We start from the raw sequence: 17,723 nt of genomic DNA on the forward strand, positions 1-17,723 counted from the left end.
TCTTGCGCCTAGGAAAGGCGATCGCGGAACGCGGAATAATCGAACGCGCGCACCGTCGTCAGCGCGTCTGTATCCGAGTTCCACAGCACGATGGACGGCAGCGGCACGCCGTTGAAGGTGTTGGTCTTCACCATCGAATAGTGGGCCTGGTCCAGAAACGCGATGCGCGTCCCCGGCGTCGGCCGCTCGGCGAAGACGTAGTCGCCGATGATGTCGCCGGCCAGGCACGACGGCCCGCCCAGCCGTACCGTCACCCCATGTTCGGGTTCTTTCAGCAGCGCGGGGCGATAGGGCGCCTCGATCACATCGGGCATGTGGCAGGTGGCGGAGATGTCGGTGATGCCGACGGGCATACCGTTGTCGAAGACGTCCAGCACCTCGCCGATCAGGATGCCGGCGTCCAGCGCCACGGCCTCGCCCGGCTCCAGATAGACCTGAACCCCGTGCCGGGCCTGCAGATCGCGTACGAAGGCGATCAGATCGTCGGTCTGATAGTCGGCGCGGGTGATGTGGTGCCCCCCGCCCAGGTTCAGCCATTTGATCCCGCCCAGCAGCGGCGAAAGCTTGGGCTCCACCGCCGCCCAGATGCGCGACAGGGGCTGGAAATCCTGCTCGCACAGCGCATGGATATGCAAACCGTCGACGCCGATCAGATGTTCGGCGGTCAGTTGCGACACCGGAAAGCCCAGGCGCGAACAGGGCTGGGCCGGGTCGTATTTGGCGACCTCCCCTTCGGAATGTTCGGGGTTGAGCCGCAGGCCGATCTCGAACACCTGCCCTTCAGCCCGCGCCTTGGCGATCAGGTCGGCGAAGCGGGCGATCTGGGCCGGGTTGTTGAAGATGACGTGGTCCGACAGACGCAGGATTTCAGGCAGGTCCTTGGCCGTATAGGCCGGCGAATAGGTGGTCAGCTCGCCCTTGTAGAACTCGCGCGCCAGCCGCGCCTCCCACAGGCCCGAGGCGCAGACCCCGTCGAGGTATTCGCCCACCACATCGGCCAGCGACCACATCGAAAACGCCTTCAACGCCAGAAGCACGCGCGCCTCTGCCCCGTCGCGCACGCCCTTCAGCACGGACAGATTGCGGCGGATGGCCGCCTCGTCCACCACGAAGGCGGGCGAGGCGACGCGGTTCAGGTCGAAATGCGCAAAGGCGCCCGGATCGCCGGCCTGGGTCTGCATTCAGTCGGTCCGATCAGAAGTCCAGAGGGGCGTCCAGGTCCTGAACCTTCCACGGCAGGCCGTGCTTGTTCAGCATGTCCATGAAGGGATCGGGGTCCAGCTGCTCCATGTTGAACACGCCGTCGCCCTTCCACTGGCCGGTCACCATCAGGGCTGCGCCGATCATGGCCGGCACGCCGGTGGTGTAGCTGACGGCCTGGTTGCCGGTCTCGGCATAGGCCTCTTCGTGGTCGCAGATGTTGTTGACGTAGACCGTCTTCTTGACCCCGTCCTTCAGGCCGGTGGCGATGACGCCGATGTTGGTCTTGCCCTTGGTGATCGGACCCAGCGAGGCCGGCTCGGGCAGCAGGGCCTTCAGGAACTCGATCGGAATGATCTCGCGGCCCTGGAACTGCATCGGCTCGATCGAGGTCATGCCGATGTTTTCCAGCACTTCGAGGTGCTTCAGATAGCTGTCGCCGAACGTCATCCAGAAGCGGATGCGCTTGATCTCGGGATAGAACTTCGCCAGCGATTCCAGCTCCTCATGGTACATGAGGTACATGTTCTTCGGACCCACGCCCTCGAAGTCGAAGGTCTGTTTATGGCTCAGCGCCGGGCCTTCGACCCACTGGCCGTTCTCCCAGTGACGCGAGTTCGCGGTCACTTCGCGCAGGTTGATCTCGGGGTTGAAGTTGGTCGCGAAGGGCAAGCCGGTGTCGCCGCCGTTGCAGTCCAGGATGTCCAGCGTCTCGATGGAATCCAGCAGATGCTTCTTGACGTAGGTGGTGAAGACCGAGGTCACGCCGGGGTCGAAGCCCGAACCCAGCAGCGCCATCAGGCCGGCGTCCTTGAAACGGTCCTGATAGGCCCACTGCCACTTGTATTCGAACTTGGCCTCGTCGCGCGGCTCGTAGTTGGCGGTGTCCAGATAGTCGACGCCGGCGGCCAGGCAGGCGTCCATGATCGACAGGTCCTGATAGGGCAGGGCCAGGTTCACGACCAGTTCAGGCTGCACCTTCTGGATCAGCGCCGTGGTCGCCGCCACGTCGTCGGCGTCGATGGCCGCCGTGTCGATGTCGACGCCGAAGCGCGACTTCACGGACTGGGCGATCGCATCGCACTTGGACTTGGTGCGGCTCGCCAGGGTGATATGCGAGAAGATGTCCGCGTTCATCGCCATCTTGTGGACGGCCACCGAACTGACGCCGCCTGCGCCGATAACCAGCACCTTGCTCATCTGTGCTTCTCCCGAAGTCTGAAACCCTGGCGACAGCGCCGCCCCTATAAAGGGCGCGGCTCTTAGCACGATGATGACAATCCGCTAAATCCCTGCGCCGATATTGGGTCTTATAGCGTGAGCGGATCACTCCGGTTGCCTTTGTACGGTTTTTCCGCCATAAGCCGCCGCTTCCGACGCAAGTGAACCTGCGTCTCCACCGGGACGACCCTCATTTCGATGAGACGAGCCCGGCGAGAACCCTCCGCCGACGTGATCGTCGCCGGGGGCCGTTGTCGTATGGAGCCGTTTCACCCGTCGCCATGAGGTAGTGAATGTTCGAGGCTCTGAACGAGCGGCTGACAGGCGTCTTCGACCGGATCACCGGGCGCGGCGCCCTGTCCGAAAAGGATGTCGCCGAGGCGATGCGCGAAGTGCGCGTGGCCCTGCTCGAGGCCGACGTCGCCCTGCCGGTCGTCAAGGAATTCATCGCTTTCGCCACCGAGCGCGCGACCGGCGAAGAGGTCATCCGTTCGGTCAAGCCGGCCGATCAGGTGGTCAAGATCGTCTATGACGGCCTGATCGAGATGCTGGGCGGCGAAGAGCCGGTCCCGCTGAACACCAACGCCAATCCGCCCGCCGTGGTGCTGATGGCCGGCCTCCAGGGCTCGGGCAAGACCACGACCTCGGCCAAGCTGGCGCTGCGCCTGACCAAGTTCGATCGCAAGAAGGTCATGATGGCCTCGCTGGACACGCGTCGTCCCGCCGCGATGGAACAGCTGGCCACCCTGGGCAAGCAGATCGAGGTCGCCACCCTGCCGATCGTGGCGGGCGAGAGCGCGGTCCAGATCACGCGCCGGGCGCTGCAATCGGCCAAGCTGCAGGGCTTCGACGTCCTGATCCTCGACACCGCCGGGCGCATCACCCTGGATGAGGGGCTGATGAACGAGGTGGCCGAGGTCGCCGACATCGCCAAGCCCGTCGAGACCCTGCTGGTCGCCGACAGCCTGACCGGTCAGGATGCGGTGCGTACCGCCAAGGCCTTCCACGAGCGCCTGCCCCTGACCGGCCTGGTCCTGACCCGTGCCGACGGCGACGGTCGTGGCGGCGCCATGCTGTCGATGCGGGCCGTCACCGGCCTGCCGATCAAATATCTGGGCGCCGGCGAAAAGGTCGATGCGCTGGACGTGTTCGACGCCCGTCGCGTCGCCGGCCGCATCCTGGGCCAGGGCGATATCGTCGCCCTGGTCGAAAAGGCCAGCCAGGATCTGGACCAGGCCAAGGCCGAGAAGATGGCCCGCAAACTGGCCAAGGGTCAGTTCGATCTGGACGACCTGGCCGGCCAGCTTCAGCAGATGAAGCGGATGGGCGGGCTTCAGGGCATCATGGGCATGCTGCCCGGCGTGGCCAAGATGAAGGGTCAGATGGCCGAGAGCGGCATCGACGACCGCATGATCCTGCGTCAGGAAGCCATCATCTCCTCGATGACCAAGGCCGAGCGCAAGAAGCCCGACCTGCTGAACGCCTCGCGCAAAAAGCGGATCGCCGCCGGCGCCGGCGTCGATGTGCAGGACGTAAACCGGGTTCTGAAGCAGCATCGGCAGATGGCCGATGTGGTCAAGTCGATGGCGCGCGGCGGACCCAAGAAGATGCAGCAGATGGCCGCCATGCTGGGCGGCCTCGGCGGCGGTGGCATGCCCGGAATGGGCGGCGGCGGCCCCGACATGGCTCGTCTCAAGGCGCTGGGCGGCTGCAAGATGGCCGAACCCTCCGCCGACGATCTGAAAGCCATCCAGGACCGGCTCGCCGGACTGGGCGGCGGACAACTTCCGGGAGGTCTTCCTGGCCTGCCGGGCTTCCCTCCCAAGAAATAACGACTTCCTAGAAAGAGACCTGAAATGCTGAAGATTCGTCTGGCCCGCGGCGGCGCCAAGAAGCGCCCCTACTACCACATCGTCATCGCCGACTCGCACTCGCCCCGCGACGGCAAGTTCATCGAGAAGGTCGGCAGCTACAACCCGATGCTGCCCAAGGACGGCGCCACCCCGCGCGTCGCCCTGAAGGTCGAGCGCATCGCCGAATGGCTCGGCAAGGGCGCCCAGCCGACCGACCGCGTCGCCCGCTTCCTGTCGCAGGACGAGACCCTGGGCCAGAAGGTCAAGTGGACGCAGTCGAACAACCCGAACAAGGGCGCTCCGGGCAAGAAGGCGCAAGAGCGCGCCGCCGAACGCGCCCAGCGCGAAGCCGACCGCCTGGAAGCCGAAGCCGCCGCCAAGGTCGAGGCTGCTGAAGCCGCCGCCCGCGCCAAGGAAGAGGCCGCCGCAGCTGCCGAAGCCGCCAAGAACGCTCCCGCTGCTGAAGAAGCGCCTGCCGAAGAAGCTCCGGCCGCTGACGCCGCCGCCGAGGAAGCCCCGGCTGCTGAAGCGACCGAGGAAAAGGCCGAAGGCTAAGCCTTTCGGTTTGACGGTGATCAGGGCGGCGTCTTTCGACGCCGCCTTTTTCATGGGTTAAGAACACGCATGACCACGGACAGCAGATTGATCCTCGTCGGCCAGATCGGCGGCGGCTTCGGCGTGCGGGGCGAGGTGCGGGTGACCGCCTTCACCGCCGATCCCCTGGCCTTGACCGCCTATGGCCCTCTGCTGCGCGCCGATGGGACCGTGGCCTTGACCTTGACCTCGACGCGGCCCGACAAGAACGGCGTCGTCGGACGCGCCAAGGAGATCGCCACCAAGGAACAGGCCGACGCCCTGCGCGGGCTCAAGCTGCACGTCCCTCGCGACCGCTTCCCGGAACCGGAAGAGGACGAATTCTACCTCGCCGACCTCTTGGGGATCGAGGTCCGCGACACGGCGGGCGCCGTCATGGGCACGGTGAAGTCGGTCCAGAACTTCGGCGCGGACGACATGCTGGAGATCGCGCCCGCCGCCGGCGGCCCGACCTGGTATCTGCCCTTCACCAAGGAAGCGACGCCGGAACTGCATCTGGCCGACGGCTGGCTTCTGGCCGTGCCGCCGACCGAGGTGGGCGAGCGCGAGCCGGACTGAAGTTTTGTCACCGCTCCCGTCGGTGTTGCGGATGGGCCGAACGGCGCCGACATAGGCCTATCGCAATAGCCGAGGCCGCACCCATGACCGACTTGTCCGCCTTCCCGATCACGCAACGCTGGCCGGCCCAGCATCCCGACCGCATCCAGCTGTATTCCCTGCCGACGCCCAACGGCGTGAAGGCCTCGATCATGCTGGAGGAGGTCGGCCTGGCCTACGAGCCGCACCTGATCGACATCACCAAGAACGAGACCTGGGGGCCGGAGTTTTTGTCTCTGAACCCCAACGGCAAGATCCCCGCCATCCTCGATCCGAACGGCCCGAACGGAAAGCCGCTGGCCCTGTTCGAATCCGGCGCCATCCTGATCTATCTGGCGGAAAAGACCGGAAAGCTGCTCTCGGCCGACCCGGCGACCCGCTACGAGACGATCCAGTGGGTCATGTTCCAGATGGGCGCGATCGGCCCGATGTTCGGCCAGCTGGGCTTCTTCCACCGCTTCGCCGGCAAGGACTACGAGGACAAGCGCCCGCGCGACCGCTACGTCGCTGAAAGCCGCCGCCTGCTGGGCGTGCTGGAGACGCGGCTTGCCAATGACGGGGGAGAACCCCGCGACTGGCTTGTCGGCGACTATTCCATCGCCGATGTCGCCACCCTGGGCTGGGTCCGCAACCTGATCGGCTTCTACGAAGCGGGCGAGATCGTCGGCTTCGCCGACTTCCCGCGCGTCGCCGCCTGGCTGGAGCGCGGCCTGGCCCGCCCCGCGGTCCAGCGCGGCCTCAACATCCCGGCGCGCGACTGATCTGAACCTCGCCTCGTCGGTCGCGTTGTCTGCTCGCAATCAACAGGAGCGCGACCGATGGGCATCTTCTCTTCGATCTGGAACAAGATCACGGGCCACAAGCCGAAGGCGGCCCCCGTTCCGCCGCCCGCCTCGACGGCTGGAATCCCGGCGCCCAACGCCGCGCCGGCCCCGACCGCCGCGCCGGCCTTGCCGCCCGTCGATGTCGAGGCGGTGCTTAGCGATCTGGCGGCGTCCAAGGGCGGCGGCGGCAACTGGCGGACCTCGATCGTTGATCTTCTGAAGCTGCTGGATCTGGATTCCAGCCTGGCCGCCCGCAAGGAACTGGCCGAGGAACTGAACGTCCACGCCGGCGAGCACGGCTCGGCTGAACAGAACATCGCCTTGTCCAAGGCCGTCTGGAAGAAGCTGGCCGAAAACGGCGGTCAGGTCCCGGCCTCGCTGCGCGACTAGCCCCATCCGCTGGATCAGGCCGTCGGCCTGATCCAGCGGATCGCGGCCAGCGCGGCAAAACCCACGACCAGACCCCAGAAAGCCGATCCGACGCCGAACAGGGTCAGGCCCGACGCCGTCGCCGCAAACGTCAGCACGGGCGCCTCGCGCGATCCGATCTCCGTCATCATGATCTGCAGCGCCCCGATCAGCGGTGCGATCAGCGCCAGACCCGTCACCGCCGCCAGCACCGCCGGCGGCATGGCGATGAACAGCCCGGCCAACGGCGCGGCGAACAGGGCCACGACCAGATAAAGACCGCCGTAGATCACGCCCACGATCCAGCGCCTGGCGGGATCGGAATGGGCGTCCGGCCCCGTGCAGATCGCCGCCGTGATCGCCGCCAGATTGACCCCATGCCCGCCGAACGGCGCGATCAGCAGGCTGGCGACGCCGGTGGACAGGATCAGTCGGTTGGCGGGCGGCGGATAGCCGGCGCTCTGCAGCACCACCAGCCCGGGCAGGTTCTGGGCCGCCAGCGTCACTAAAAACAACGGAAAGCCCAGGCTGACCGCCGCCTTCCAGTCGAAGACGGGCGCGACCGGCTCAAGATGGCCGAACAGGCCGGTGCCGGCCGGCAGGGCCAACTGTCCCCGCATCGCCAGCACCGCAAGGGTCGCCGCCAGCACGGCGGGCAAGGCCCAGGTCGGCCACATCCGTCTGAAGATCAGGAACACTGCGATCAGCCCGACGACCAAGGCCGTCTCGTCCGGCGCCACCTTGAACAGTCTCAGCACGAAGGGCAGCAGCACCCCCGCCAGCATGGCCGAGGCGATGGCCGCCGGTATCCGCGCCGCCAGCCGTCCCAGCACCGGGATCAGGCCGGTCAGGATCATCAGCAGGGCGGCGAATACGAAGGCGCCGATGGCCGTCGGCCACGACAGGCCCAGGGTCGAGGCCGCCAGCAGGGCCGCCCCCGGCGTGGACCAGGCCAGCACGACGGGGATCTTCAGCCGCCAGCTCAGCACCGCGCCGGGCAAGCCGATGCCGAGGCACAGGGCCGTCACCATCGACCCGATCTGGCCCGCGTCCGCATCCAGGGCCTGGCCGGCCTGGACCACCAGGGCGACCGTCCCGCCAAAGCCGATCACCGTCGCCACCGCCGCGGACGAAAAGGCCGAGGCGGGCAGGGCGCGCATGGAAAAGGCCGGAGCAGTCATGCCCCGGCCTTAAACCGTCGCTTCAGGTGGCGGAAGGCTGGGATCAGCCCTCCTTGATCAGCCTTCGATGTCTTCCGGCAGGCCCACGGCATGGAAGCCCGCATCGACGTGGACGACTTCGCCCGTGGTCGAGCGGCCCAGGTCCGAGCACAGCCACAGGGCCGCGCCCGCGACGCCCTCCATCGAGGTCTCTTCCTTGATCAGGGAGAACTGGGCCGACTTGGAGTGCAGGCCGCGCCCGCCCGAGATGCCGGCCAGCGACAGGGTGCGCATGGCGCCGGCCGAGATGGCGTTGACGCGGATGTTCTTGGGACCCAGGTCGCGCGCGATATAGCGGGTCGCGGCTTCCAGCGCGGCCTTGGCCACGCCCATGGTGTTGTAGTTCGGAATGACCCGCTCGGACCCCAGATAGGTCAGGGTGATCAGGCTGCCGCCGTTCGGCATCAGCTTGGCCGCGCGACGCGACACGTCCACGAAGCTGAAGGCCGAGATGTTCATGGCCAGAAGGAAGCTGTCGCGCGTGGTGTTGTCCACGAAGCTGCCCTTCAACTCATCCTTGTTGGCGAAGGCCACCGAATGGACGACGAAGTCGATCGTGCCGAAGGTCTTTTCCAGCTCGGCGAAAGCCGCATCCATCGAGGCGTCGTCGGTGACGTCGGCCGGGATCAGCAGCTTGGCGCCGACGCTTTCCGCCAGCGGACGCACGCGGCGCTCCAGGCTTTCGCCCAGATAGGTGAAGGCCAGCTCGGCGCCCTGGGCGGCGAGTTGCGAGGCGATGCCCCAGGCGATGGAGCTGGAGTTGGCCACGCCCATGATCAGGCCCTTCTTGCCCTTCATGAGGTCGCCGGTCGGCATGTCCCAGCCTTCGGAAGTCGCCATGGTTCGTCTCCTGATGATTTGCGCGGAGGGTTAGCAGGGGCGGGCGTAAACCGGAACCCCCGCCGCCTTCCCTAGCGTCAGAGCAGGCCCGCGATCGCCTCGCGCGCCGCATCGCCCAGGTCAGGGCGTTTCAGGGCCAAGGCGACGTTGGCGCGCAGCAGGCCGATCTTGTCGCCGCAGTCGTGGGTGACGCCTTCGTATTCGACGGCGGTGAAGCCCTGGTCCGCCATCAGTCGCGCCATGGCGTCGGTCAGCTGGATCTCGCCGCCCGCGCCCTTTTCCTGCGTCGCCAACAGGTCGAAGATTTCCGGCTGCAGGATGTAACGGCCCGAGATCGACAGGTTGGACGGCGCGGTTCCAGCCGCGGGCTTTTCGACCATGCCCTTCATGACGATCCGCGAACCGTCGCGGCTGACCGGATCGACGATGCCGTATTTGTGGGTCTGATCTTCCGGGACGGATTCCACGCCGATGATGTTGCCGCCGGTCTCGGCATAGACCTCGGCCAACTGTTTCAGGGCGCCGGGCTGAGAATCCACGATGACGTCGGGCAGGATGACGGCGAACGGCTCGTGGCCGATGATGTCGCGCGCGCACCAGACGGCGTGGCCCAGGCCCTTGGGCTGCATCTGGCGGGTGAAGCTCATCTCCCCGGCCGAGGCCAGTTCGGCGTTCATCATCTCCAGGATGTCAGTCTTGCCCTTGGCCAGAAGCTGGGCTTCCAGCTCGATCTGGTGATCGAAATAGTCCTCGATGGCGCCCTTGGAGCGACCGGTGACGAAGACGATGTGCTCGATCCCCGCTTCGCGCGCCTCTTCGACGATGTAGGACAGGATCGGCCGGTCGACGACGTTCAGCAGTTCCTTGGGGGTCGTCTTGGTGCCGGGCAGGACCCGGGTGCCGAGGCCCGCGACGGGCAGTACGGCCTTGCGCAGGCGCGCGGGCGTGGTGGTCATCAAATCATCCTGACAGCTATCCCGCCCCTTCTACGGCCTCGTGCGCTTGAGTTGAAGCGCTTCGCGCTTCAACGGGGCGAACCGGTGAAAGAAGGGGCGGAACGGCGGTCGGGTTCCGCCTTATTTGGCGGGGCGGGCCATCGGGGTCATGGCGGCGATGGTCGCGCGCTGAGCAAGCAGTTGGTCTTCCGGCAGCGGGATCAAGCCGCGGTCGGCCAGATAGCCGCCCTTGCCGGCGGCGCCTTCCGACAGGAACTCCTGCACGAACTGCTGCAGGCCCGGAATGACGCCGATATGGGCCTTCTTCACATAGATGTAGAGGCTGCGCGACAGCGGGTATTCACCGCTGGCGATGGTGTCAGCGGTCGGGGCGACGCCGTCGATGGTCTCGGCCTTCACCGTATCCAGGTTCTGCTCCAGGAACGAATAGCCGAACACCCCCAGCGAGCCTGGCGTGCGGGTCAGGGTCTGGACGATGGCGTTGTCGTTCTCGCCGGAATCGATCCAGGCGCCGTCCTCGCGCAGGGTGTGGGCGATGGCTTCGAACCGGTCCTTGTCGCCTTCGATCGCCTTGACCGCCGGCACCAGCTTGGCGCCCGGCGTCATGCCCAGCTCCAGGAAGGCATCGCGCGTGCCCGAGGTGGGCGGCGGGCCATAGACTTGGATGCGCTGGTTCGGCAGGCCGGCGTTGACCTGGTTCCAGGTCTTGGCCGGATTGGCGACGAACTGACCGTTGGTGCCCGGCACTTCCTTGGCCAAGCCTTCGTAGAGGTCATTCAGTTCGAAGTTGAAGCCGTTGCCGTTACGGGCCGTGGCGATGACGATGCCGTCGAAGCCGATTTTGATCTCGACGATGTCGGTGACGCCGTTCTTGGCGCACAGGTCGAACTCGGACTGCTTCATCTGACGCGAGGCGTTGGCGATGTCCGGGGTGGTCGGGCCGACGCCCTGGCAGAAGGCCTGAATGCCGCCGCCGGTGCCAAGCGATTCGACGCGCGGCGCGGCGCCGCCCGAACCGCGTGCGAAGGTCTCGGCGACCCGCGTGGCGAAGGGGAAGACGGTCGACGAACCGGCCGCCCAGATGCCGGAGCGCGCGCCGGAGGCGGAGCCGCCCCCGCCGTTGTCGCCACAGGCCGCCAGGGCCAGAAGGGCGGCGGCCGAAGCCGCCAGTTTCAGTGTGCGGATCATCCAAGGCTCTCCCTGAGCATCGATTTCGCGATGCTTAGAGCAGAGGATTATGACAGTCCCGCGAAGGAACCGCCGCCGCTACAGCAGGCGGCGGCGCATTACCTGCGACAGGGTGTCGATCAGGGTCACGGCGACCACGACGACGATCACGATGGCCGAGACGGCGCGGAAATCGAAGGCGTTCATGCTGTCGAACAGCACCTGGCCGATGCCGCCTGCGCCGATCAGACCCAGCACGGTCGCGGACCGGCTGTTGGATTCGAAACGGTACAGGGCGAACGAGGTCCACAGCGGCGCGACCTGAGGCAGGACGCCCCAGACGATCTCGTGCAGTTTGCCGGCGCCGGTGGCGCGCACGCCCTCGACCGGACCCTTGTCGATCGACTCGACCGCTTCCGAGAACAGCTTGGCCAGAACCCCGGCCGTGTTCAAGGTGATGGCCAGGACGCCCGCCAGAGGCCCCAGGCCCACGGCGGTCACGAACAGCAGGCCGATCACCAAATCCGGCACAGAACGCAGCAGGTTCATGATCCAGCGCACCGGCGTCACGACCCAGACGGGCGCGATGTTGCGCGCCGCCGCCAGACCCAGCGGGATACCCAGGATCACGGCCAGGAAGGTGCCCCATAGGGCGATCTGCACCGTCTCCCACATCTTGGCGACGAACATCTTCCAGTCGCTGAAGTCGGGACGCAGCAGGTCGTGGACGAACAGCTGGGTGCTGTCGTTGCCGGCGAACAGACGCGAGATGTTGCCCAGATCGACGGCGTCGATGCTGTACAGCAGGACGGCGGCGACGCCGCCCCAGACCAGGACGTCGGCGACCCAGGCGAGGGCGGACTTCTTGGGCGCCGCCGGAATCGCGACGGCGGGAGACGCGACTGCGGTCAAGGCCGGACCTCGCGCAGGCTGCGCAGGCGTTGAAGCTCGCGCTCGGCGGCGGCGGCGGCGGCCGTGTCGCCCTTGGCGCGGGCCTCGCCCAGTTTCTGGTCGGCGATCATCTCGCGGATCGGGTCCAGATAGCTGTCGTCGGCGGCGGTGAAGCGGGAATATTCCAGGTCCGCCAGAACCTTGCGCTGCCGCTCGGCCTCGGCGCCTTCGCCCTGGCCATAGGTCAGGAAGAAGCCGCGGATCTTTTCCTTCAGCGCCGGATCCAGGTCCTCGCGCACGACGATGCCGCTCTCGGGGATCGGCGGCGAGGTCCAGATTTCCTCGATCTGGCCGGCCAACTGCGGGTTTTCCTTGCGCATGAAGATGGTGTTCACGCTGTTGGAGGTCGCCACGTCGATCACGCCGGTCGCCACGCCGAAGGCGTTGGCCTGGTGATTGGCCGAGCGCACGGTCTTGAAGCACTGGCTGGGGACCACGCCGCGCGGATTGAACAGGAAGGTCAGCGGGGCCAGGGTGCCCGACGTCGACTGGGCGTCGCCGATGCCGAAGTTGTACTTCTTGCCGCACGCCATGACCTGATCGAGCGTGATGCCCGATCCCTTCTTGACGATCAGGGTGGACTGATAGCTGTCCAGACCCTCGCGGTTGACGGTGCGGGCGATGACCTCGGCCTTGGCGCGATCGATGGCCTCGACCTCAGGCTTGGCCGAGAACCAACCCACCTGGGTGTGGTTGCCGCGCATGGCCTCGACCAGGACTGTGTAGTTCGAACCGAAATAGGGCTTCACCGGCACGCCGATGGCCTTGGACATGTCGTCCAGCAGCGGCTGCCACAGCGGGCCGGCCGAGGCCTGGCCTTCGGCGGACAGGATCGAGAAGGTGATCTCGCTGGGCGCGCCCCCCGCAGCCTTCTTGTCCTCGCCGCCGCCGCAGGCCGCCAGGCCCAGGATCATGACGGCGGCGCCGGCCGCAGCGATTAGACGGCGGGTGGGGGAAATGCGCGACAGGCTCATGCCTTGGTCTCCCAGAACGCGTCCTCGAACTCGGGACCGTAGATTTCGATCAGGCGCTTTTGGTCCAGCGCCGTGGACGGGCCGTCATAGACGATCTTGCCGCCTTGCAGGGCAATGACGCGGTCGCAGTAGCGGATGGCGTAGTCGACCTGGTGCAGGGTGACGATCACCCCCATGCCGTCGCGCTTGTTCAGCTCGACCAGCAGTTCCATCACCTTGCGGGCGGACACCGGGTCCAGCGAGGCGACGGGTTCATCGGCCAGAATGGCCTTGGCGCCCTGTACGATGGCGCGGGCGATGGCGCCGCGCTGCTGTTGGCCGCCGGACAGGGTGTTGGCGCGCTGGGCGGCGTAGTCGCTGACGCCGACGCGGTGCAGGGCCGCCATGGCCTTGTCCTTGTCCGCCTGGGGCCACAGGCCTAGCAGGCCCTTCCATCCGGGCAGACGGCCCAGCGCGCCCAGCATGACGTTGGAGAACAGGCTCAGTCGCCCGACCAGATTGAACTGCTGGAAGATCATGCCCAGCTTGCCGCGCGCCTTGCGCACGGCGCCGGTGACCCGGCCGTCCTTCTGCACGGTCTCGCCGAACACCTGGATCGTGCCGGCGCCGGCGTCGATCGACTGCAGACCGGTGATGGAGCGGAGCAGGGTGGACTTGCCCGAACCGGACGGACCGATCAGGGCGACCATTTCGCCGGAGGCCACGGAAATCGAGACGCCGTCCAGCGCCTTTCGCGATCCGAAGGTCTTCGACACGTCACGCGCCAGGACTAGCCCAGGGGCGGCGGCGGCTGCGGATGAACTCATGAACTCGCTAGGAGGCTATGGCGAAGGGGCGCCGCAATAAGCTGAAATCGCGCTCGGGCAAGTCCTAATCGCACGTCGGGCGCAATCTCGTCCAGACCCGAGCCGTTCAGGAGCCTTCCGCCGCACCCTTCACCCGGGCGTAGTCCGCCGGAATCGGCAAAGCGGCCCGCGATCGCTCCAGCGCCTGATCGGCGATCATCCGGACCGGCGCGGCCAGACAGGGAATCGAGGCCAGCGCCCTCAACCCTTTTTGCAGTCTGATGGCGACCGCAACGTCGCCGGCCCCATAACGGGCGATCGGGCCGAACAGATCGTCGAGCAGATCGTCTTCGGAGACGCCCGGCATCATCAGGCGATCGCGCAGGGTCCGCTTCTCGTCTTCCGCGCCGTCTCGGGCCCAGATGTCCATCAACCTCACGCCGGTCGACACCACCTGAATGGCCGTTCCGGGATCGTTGATACCAGGCGACAGGGCCTTGGCGGCGATCTCGCCCAGAACGATCAGGCCAAAGCGGGGGTCTTGATCATAGGAGCGCGAGTCTCCGATCGCGAAGGCGGAGCAGAAGGCGTCCTGGGCCTCTTTGTCGCAGGCCGGCAGGCTGACCCGGGCGAGGACCTCGCCGCGTCGCACGAAGGCGCCCGGCGCAGCGACCACCTCCACATGGCAATCCCGCTTTTCGGCCATGGCCTGCAGGCGATCGGGATCGACGTTCTGGACGTAGCCGGTTTCCGGCGCCGTCACGTCCGCGCCGTTTTGCAGATGGCCCCCGCGCCCGCCCAGAAAAGGATTGTCGCGCCGCTGTTCCAGCGCCTCGCGCGCCCGGGCCTCGACCAGATCGATCATGTGACCGACCCGCGCCAGGCTGGACAGACGGTTGATCCAGGCCAGGAGGCGAAACGCCACCAGACCCACCATGGCCAAGCTGATCAGGAACAGGATCGCCCGACCGTTCTGTCCGTAATAATGGGCGTTGATCGCGGTGACGGCGACGATGGCGTAGAGAAAGGCGCCGACGAAAGTCGCCAGCGATTTCTGGGTTTCGTCATCGCTGGTGACCAGGGCCGCGACGCGCGGACTGGCCGCCGACGACACGGACGTATAGGCCGTGACCATCGCGCCGACCGAAAAGGTCGCCACGCCCAGCAGGCTGGACGCCAGAATCGTCAGGATCGATTCCACAGACTCGCCGCCCAGGCGCTCGGCCATCTCATGCGGCACCCATGGGGCCAGGGCGGCGGCCAGCAAGGCTGCGGCGACGCCCGCGACCGCATAGGCCGTGGCGCGCACCCACAGCTGACGCCGCATCTTGCGCCAAAAGAACAGCCATCGATTCATCAAACCCTCCGAGCATCGCAACGGCGCAGAACGGTCAAGGTTGCCGTCGGATCGTGTCGTGGAGGGCGCAGAGCGGATTTGTGACAGCCAAACCTAGGCCCCGCCACGAAAAAACCTCTTTACATGACAGTCGCGCGTCCCCATATCGCGCTCTCCGGCGGACCCCGTAGGTCCTGTCTGCGCCGCTAACGCCGGTCTGGGTTTAACAATTAGCAGGGGGTTACGTGAATTGCGCACGTATCAGCTTCCCCTGGACCTGGTCCGTGAGCGGTCCCCTGAACGTCCCGTCGCCCTCGTGCGGCCGCGTTCGGTTTCCGTAGCGGCGCGCTGGTTCCAGGATAATCTAAAGGCCGACGTCTTCTACGCTGTGAAGGCCAACCCTTCGCGCTGGGTCGTCGAAACCCTGATCGAGGCCGGCGTTCGCGGCTTCGACGTGGCGTCCATCGCCGAGATCGAGCTGGTTCGCTCGGTCAGCCATGACGTGCGCCTGGCCTTCATGCACCCGGTCAAGAGCCGCTCTGCGATCACCAAGGCTTATTTCGATCACGGCGTGCGCACCTTCTCGCTCGACTGCATCGACGAGCTGAACAAGATCCTCGACGCCACCGGCGGCGCGGACGACCTGAACCTGATCGTGCGCATGGCCGTCTCGGCCGACGGCGCCGCCTATACGCTGTCGGGCAAGTTCGGCGTGTCGTCGGATCAGGCGCCGGCCCTGCTGATGGCGACGCGCCAGGCGGTCAAGGACGGCCTGATGGGCGTCTCCTTCCACGTCGGCAGCCAGTGCATGCGCCCGACCGCCTATCAGGCCGCCATGGCCCAGGTCGGCCGGTCGATCAGCCGTGCGGGCGTGATCGTCGATATCGTCGATGTCGGCGGCGGCTTCCCGTCGGTCTATCCGGGCATGGTCCCGCCGGACATGAGCGAATACGCCGACGCCATCCATCGCGGCTTCAACGAGATGCCGGTGTCGGAAACGACCGAGCTGTGGTGCGAGCCCGGCCGCGCGCTGGTCGCCGAATCCTCGTCGATCCTGGCCCGTGTCGACCTGCGCAAGGGCGACGCCCTTTATCTGAACGACGGCTCCTACGGTTCGCTGTTCGACGCGACCCATTCGCGCTGGCCCTTCCCGACCAAGCTGGTGCGGGACGGTGAAAGCGCGAGCGAGCTGAAGGCCTTTCAGTTCTACGGCCCGACCTGCGATTCCATCGACCATATGCCGGGACCCTTCTGGCTTCCGGCCGATGTGCGCGAGGGCGACTTCATCGAGATCGGCATGCTGGGCGCTTACGGCGTGGCCATGTCGACGGGCTTCAACGGCTATGGCGAACACGACATCGCCGCAGTCGAGGACGCTCCGATGGCCTCGCTCTACGGCCTGGCCCCGCGTTCCATCCCCACCGTGCGCACCACGGCGGAGGAGAACGCCCGCAAGGTCGTGCGTCTGTCACGCCCCAAGGGTAAGGCCGGTCAGCGCAAGTCGCGCCGGAAATAGGACGCCCGCACCTGTAATCGTCATCCTCGGGCTCGACCCGAGGATCGGCCCCCTCTGCGTCTTCCTTGCGAGGAACGCGCGGCGGAACGTCCGACCCTCGGATCAAGTCCGAGGGTGACGGCCGATGGTTGGGCGTCTATCGGTCCTGTCGGTCGCTCCGTCCCGGCACGTCTGCTTGTTCGACGGGCGCTCAAATCACAGGGAAACCGCCGAAATGAACGCTCCCGTTCAATCGAACACCAAGGCCCAACTGCTGCAGAATGTCGTCGAGCACGTCGACATCACCAGCTTCGATGCGCGCCCGATCATCGACTCGATGCGCAAGATGTCCTTCTCGTCGCGCGACACCGCCCGCGCCGCCGACATCTTCTCGATGGCCATCGAAGACAAGGACTGCTCGCCCTGGCTGATCCTGGCCGGTTCGACCTCGGCCGGCGGCTGCATGCACGTCTACCGCGACATGGTGAAGTTCGGCATGGTCGACGCCGTGGTCGCCACCGGCGCCTCGATCGTCGACATGGATTTCTTCGAGGCCCTGGGCTTCAAACACTATCAGGCGGCCGGCGAGGTGGACGACAACGTCCTGCGCGACAACTACATCGACCGGATCTACGACACCTATATCGACGAGGAAGAGCTCCAGGCCTGCGACCACACCATCCTAGAGATCGCCAACCGGCTGGAGCCGCGCGGCTATTCCAGCCGCGAGTTCATCTGGGAGATGGGCAAGTGGCTGAGCGAGGGCAATGCGAAAAAGCCCGGCTCGCTGATCCAGACCGCCTATGAAGAGGGCGTGCCGATCTTCTGCCCGGCCTTCGTCGATAGCTCGGCCGGCTTTGGTCTGGTGAAACACCAGAAGGAACGCGCCGCCGCCGGCCATCCCTATCTGATGCTGGACGCCATCGCCGACTTCCGCGAACTGACCGACATCAAGATCGCCGCCGGCGTCACCGGCCTGTTCATGGTCGGCGGCGGCGTGCCCAAGAACTTCGCCCAGGACACGGTCGTCTGCGCCGAGATTCTCGGCGTCGAGGCAGAGATGCACCGCTACGCCGTCCAGATCACCGTCGCCGACGTCCGCGACGGCGCCTGCTCGTCGTCCACGCTGAAAGAGGCCGCGTCGTGGGGCAAGGTCCAGACCACCCACGAACAGATGGTCTTCGCCGAGGCCACCACGGTCGTCCCCCTGATCGGCTCCGACGCCTACCACCGCGGCGCCTGGAAGGCCCGCGACAAGCGCCGCTGGAACAAGTTGTTCGAGAAGGACTGATCAAAGAAAAA

The 17,723-nt window shown here is 66.4% G+C and carries 17 protein-coding genes; 7 read left to right on the top strand and 10 right to left on the bottom strand.

All coding sequences use genetic code 11. The features are described 5' to 3' along the window. Positions 1 to 8 precede the first annotated feature (8 nt). Both ASF81_RS12115 and ASF81_RS12120 read right to left on the bottom strand, forming a co-directional pair. Positions 9 to 1,181 (bottom strand): carboxynorspermidine decarboxylase, encoded by a 1,173-nt coding sequence (locus ASF81_RS12115; RefSeq protein ID WP_055808896.1) that lies wholly within the window; start codon positions 1,179 to 1,181, stop codon positions 9 to 11. A gap of 13 nt (positions 1,182 to 1,194) precedes the next feature. Next, positions 1,195 to 2,400: a saccharopine dehydrogenase family protein gene (locus tag ASF81_RS12120; protein WP_039245835.1), complete on the bottom strand. Its 1,206-nt coding sequence runs from the start codon at positions 2,398 to 2,400 to the stop codon at positions 1,195 to 1,197. A gap of 314 nt (positions 2,401 to 2,714) precedes the next feature. On the opposite strand from ASF81_RS12120, the gene ffh reads away from it, so the two are divergent. The 5 genes from ffh to ASF81_RS12145 all read left to right on the top strand — a co-directional run bounded on the left by ffh (position 2,715) and on the right by ASF81_RS12145 (position 6,679). Further along, positions 2,715 to 4,253 (top strand): signal recognition particle protein, encoded by a 1,539-nt coding sequence (ffh, locus tag ASF81_RS12125; RefSeq protein ID WP_055808898.1) that lies wholly within the window; start codon positions 2,715 to 2,717, stop codon positions 4,251 to 4,253. 24 nt (positions 4,254 to 4,277) lie between these two features. Then, the gene (gene rpsP, locus ASF81_RS12130) at positions 4,278 to 4,829 is read left to right on the top strand and encodes a 30S ribosomal protein S16 (protein ID WP_055754551.1); all 552 of its coding nucleotides are present in this window, start codon (positions 4,278 to 4,280) and stop codon (positions 4,827 to 4,829) included. Positions 4,830 to 4,898: 69 nt separating this feature from the next. Continuing rightward, entirely contained in the window at positions 4,899 to 5,426 is a 528-nt protein-coding gene (rimM, locus tag ASF81_RS12135) for a ribosome maturation factor RimM (RefSeq protein ID WP_055808900.1), read from the top strand. 83 nt (positions 5,427 to 5,509) lie between these two features. Continuing rightward, entirely contained in the window at positions 5,510 to 6,226 is a 717-nt protein-coding gene (locus ASF81_RS12140) for a glutathione S-transferase N-terminal domain-containing protein (protein WP_055808902.1), read from the top strand. A 57-nt stretch (positions 6,227 to 6,283) separates the two neighbouring features. Beyond that, a complete protein-coding gene (locus ASF81_RS12145) occupies positions 6,284 to 6,679 on the top strand; it encodes a DUF3597 family protein (RefSeq protein WP_039245841.1) in 396 nt (131 codons plus the stop codon). 14 nt (positions 6,680 to 6,693) lie between these two features. On the opposite strand, the gene ASF81_RS12150 is transcribed toward ASF81_RS12145, so the two are convergent. The 8 genes from ASF81_RS12150 to ASF81_RS12185 all read right to left on the bottom strand — a co-directional run bounded on the left by ASF81_RS12150 (position 6,694) and on the right by ASF81_RS12185 (position 14,947). Then, positions 6,694 to 7,878 (bottom strand): benzoate/H(+) symporter BenE family transporter, encoded by a 1,185-nt coding sequence (locus tag ASF81_RS12150; RefSeq protein ID WP_235559361.1) that lies wholly within the window; start codon positions 7,876 to 7,878, stop codon positions 6,694 to 6,696. Between the two features lie 57 nt (positions 7,879 to 7,935). Further along, positions 7,936 to 8,733 carry an enoyl-ACP reductase gene (locus tag ASF81_RS12155; protein WP_162237597.1) on the bottom strand — a complete coding sequence of 266 codons (798 nt, stop codon included), beginning with the start codon at positions 8,731 to 8,733 and terminating at the stop codon, positions 7,936 to 7,938. 101 nt (positions 8,734 to 8,834) lie between these two features. Next, entirely contained in the window at positions 8,835 to 9,713 is an 879-nt protein-coding gene (gene galU / locus ASF81_RS12160; protein WP_055808906.1) for a UTP--glucose-1-phosphate uridylyltransferase GalU, read from the bottom strand. A 120-nt stretch (positions 9,714 to 9,833) separates the two neighbouring features. Beyond that, positions 9,834 to 10,901 carry a substrate-binding domain-containing protein gene (locus ASF81_RS12165; RefSeq protein ID WP_055808908.1) on the bottom strand — a complete coding sequence of 356 codons (1,068 nt, stop codon included), beginning with the start codon at positions 10,899 to 10,901 and terminating at the stop codon, positions 9,834 to 9,836. A 78-nt stretch (positions 10,902 to 10,979) separates the two neighbouring features. Continuing rightward, positions 10,980 to 11,792, bottom strand: coding sequence for a phosphonate ABC transporter, permease protein PhnE (gene phnE, locus ASF81_RS12170; RefSeq protein ID WP_045809538.1), 813 nt, complete (start codon positions 11,790 to 11,792; stop codon positions 10,980 to 10,982). Then, positions 11,789 to 12,805 carry a phosphate/phosphite/phosphonate ABC transporter substrate-binding protein gene (phnD, locus tag ASF81_RS12175; RefSeq protein WP_055808910.1) on the bottom strand — a complete coding sequence of 339 codons (1,017 nt, stop codon included), beginning with the start codon at positions 12,803 to 12,805 and terminating at the stop codon, positions 11,789 to 11,791. Before phnD ends, phnE begins: the two co-directional genes overlap by 4 nt. Beyond that, positions 12,802 to 13,611 (bottom strand): phosphonate ABC transporter ATP-binding protein, encoded by an 810-nt coding sequence (gene phnC, locus ASF81_RS12180; protein WP_055808912.1) that lies wholly within the window; start codon positions 13,609 to 13,611, stop codon positions 12,802 to 12,804. Before phnC ends, phnD begins: the two co-directional genes overlap by 4 nt. A 106-nt stretch (positions 13,612 to 13,717) precedes the next feature. Continuing rightward, entirely contained in the window at positions 13,718 to 14,947 is a 1,230-nt protein-coding gene (locus ASF81_RS12185) for a DUF2254 domain-containing protein (protein ID WP_055808915.1), read from the bottom strand. A 229-nt stretch (positions 14,948 to 15,176) separates the two neighbouring features. On the opposite strand from ASF81_RS12185, the gene ASF81_RS12190 reads away from it, so the two are divergent. Beyond that, positions 15,177 to 16,442: a type III PLP-dependent enzyme gene (locus ASF81_RS12190; protein WP_055808917.1), complete on the top strand. Its 1,266-nt coding sequence runs from the start codon at positions 15,177 to 15,179 to the stop codon at positions 16,440 to 16,442. 214 nt (positions 16,443 to 16,656) lie between these two features. Continuing rightward, a complete protein-coding gene (locus tag ASF81_RS12195; protein WP_055808918.1) occupies positions 16,657 to 17,712 on the top strand; it encodes a deoxyhypusine synthase in 1,056 nt (351 codons plus the stop codon). Positions 17,713 to 17,723: the final 11 nt, after the last annotated feature.

Origin of the sequence: Brevundimonas sp. Leaf168 (genome assembly GCF_001423685.1) — a bacterium.
GTDB lineage: Bacteria > Pseudomonadota > Alphaproteobacteria > Caulobacterales > Caulobacteraceae > Brevundimonas > Brevundimonas vesicularis_C.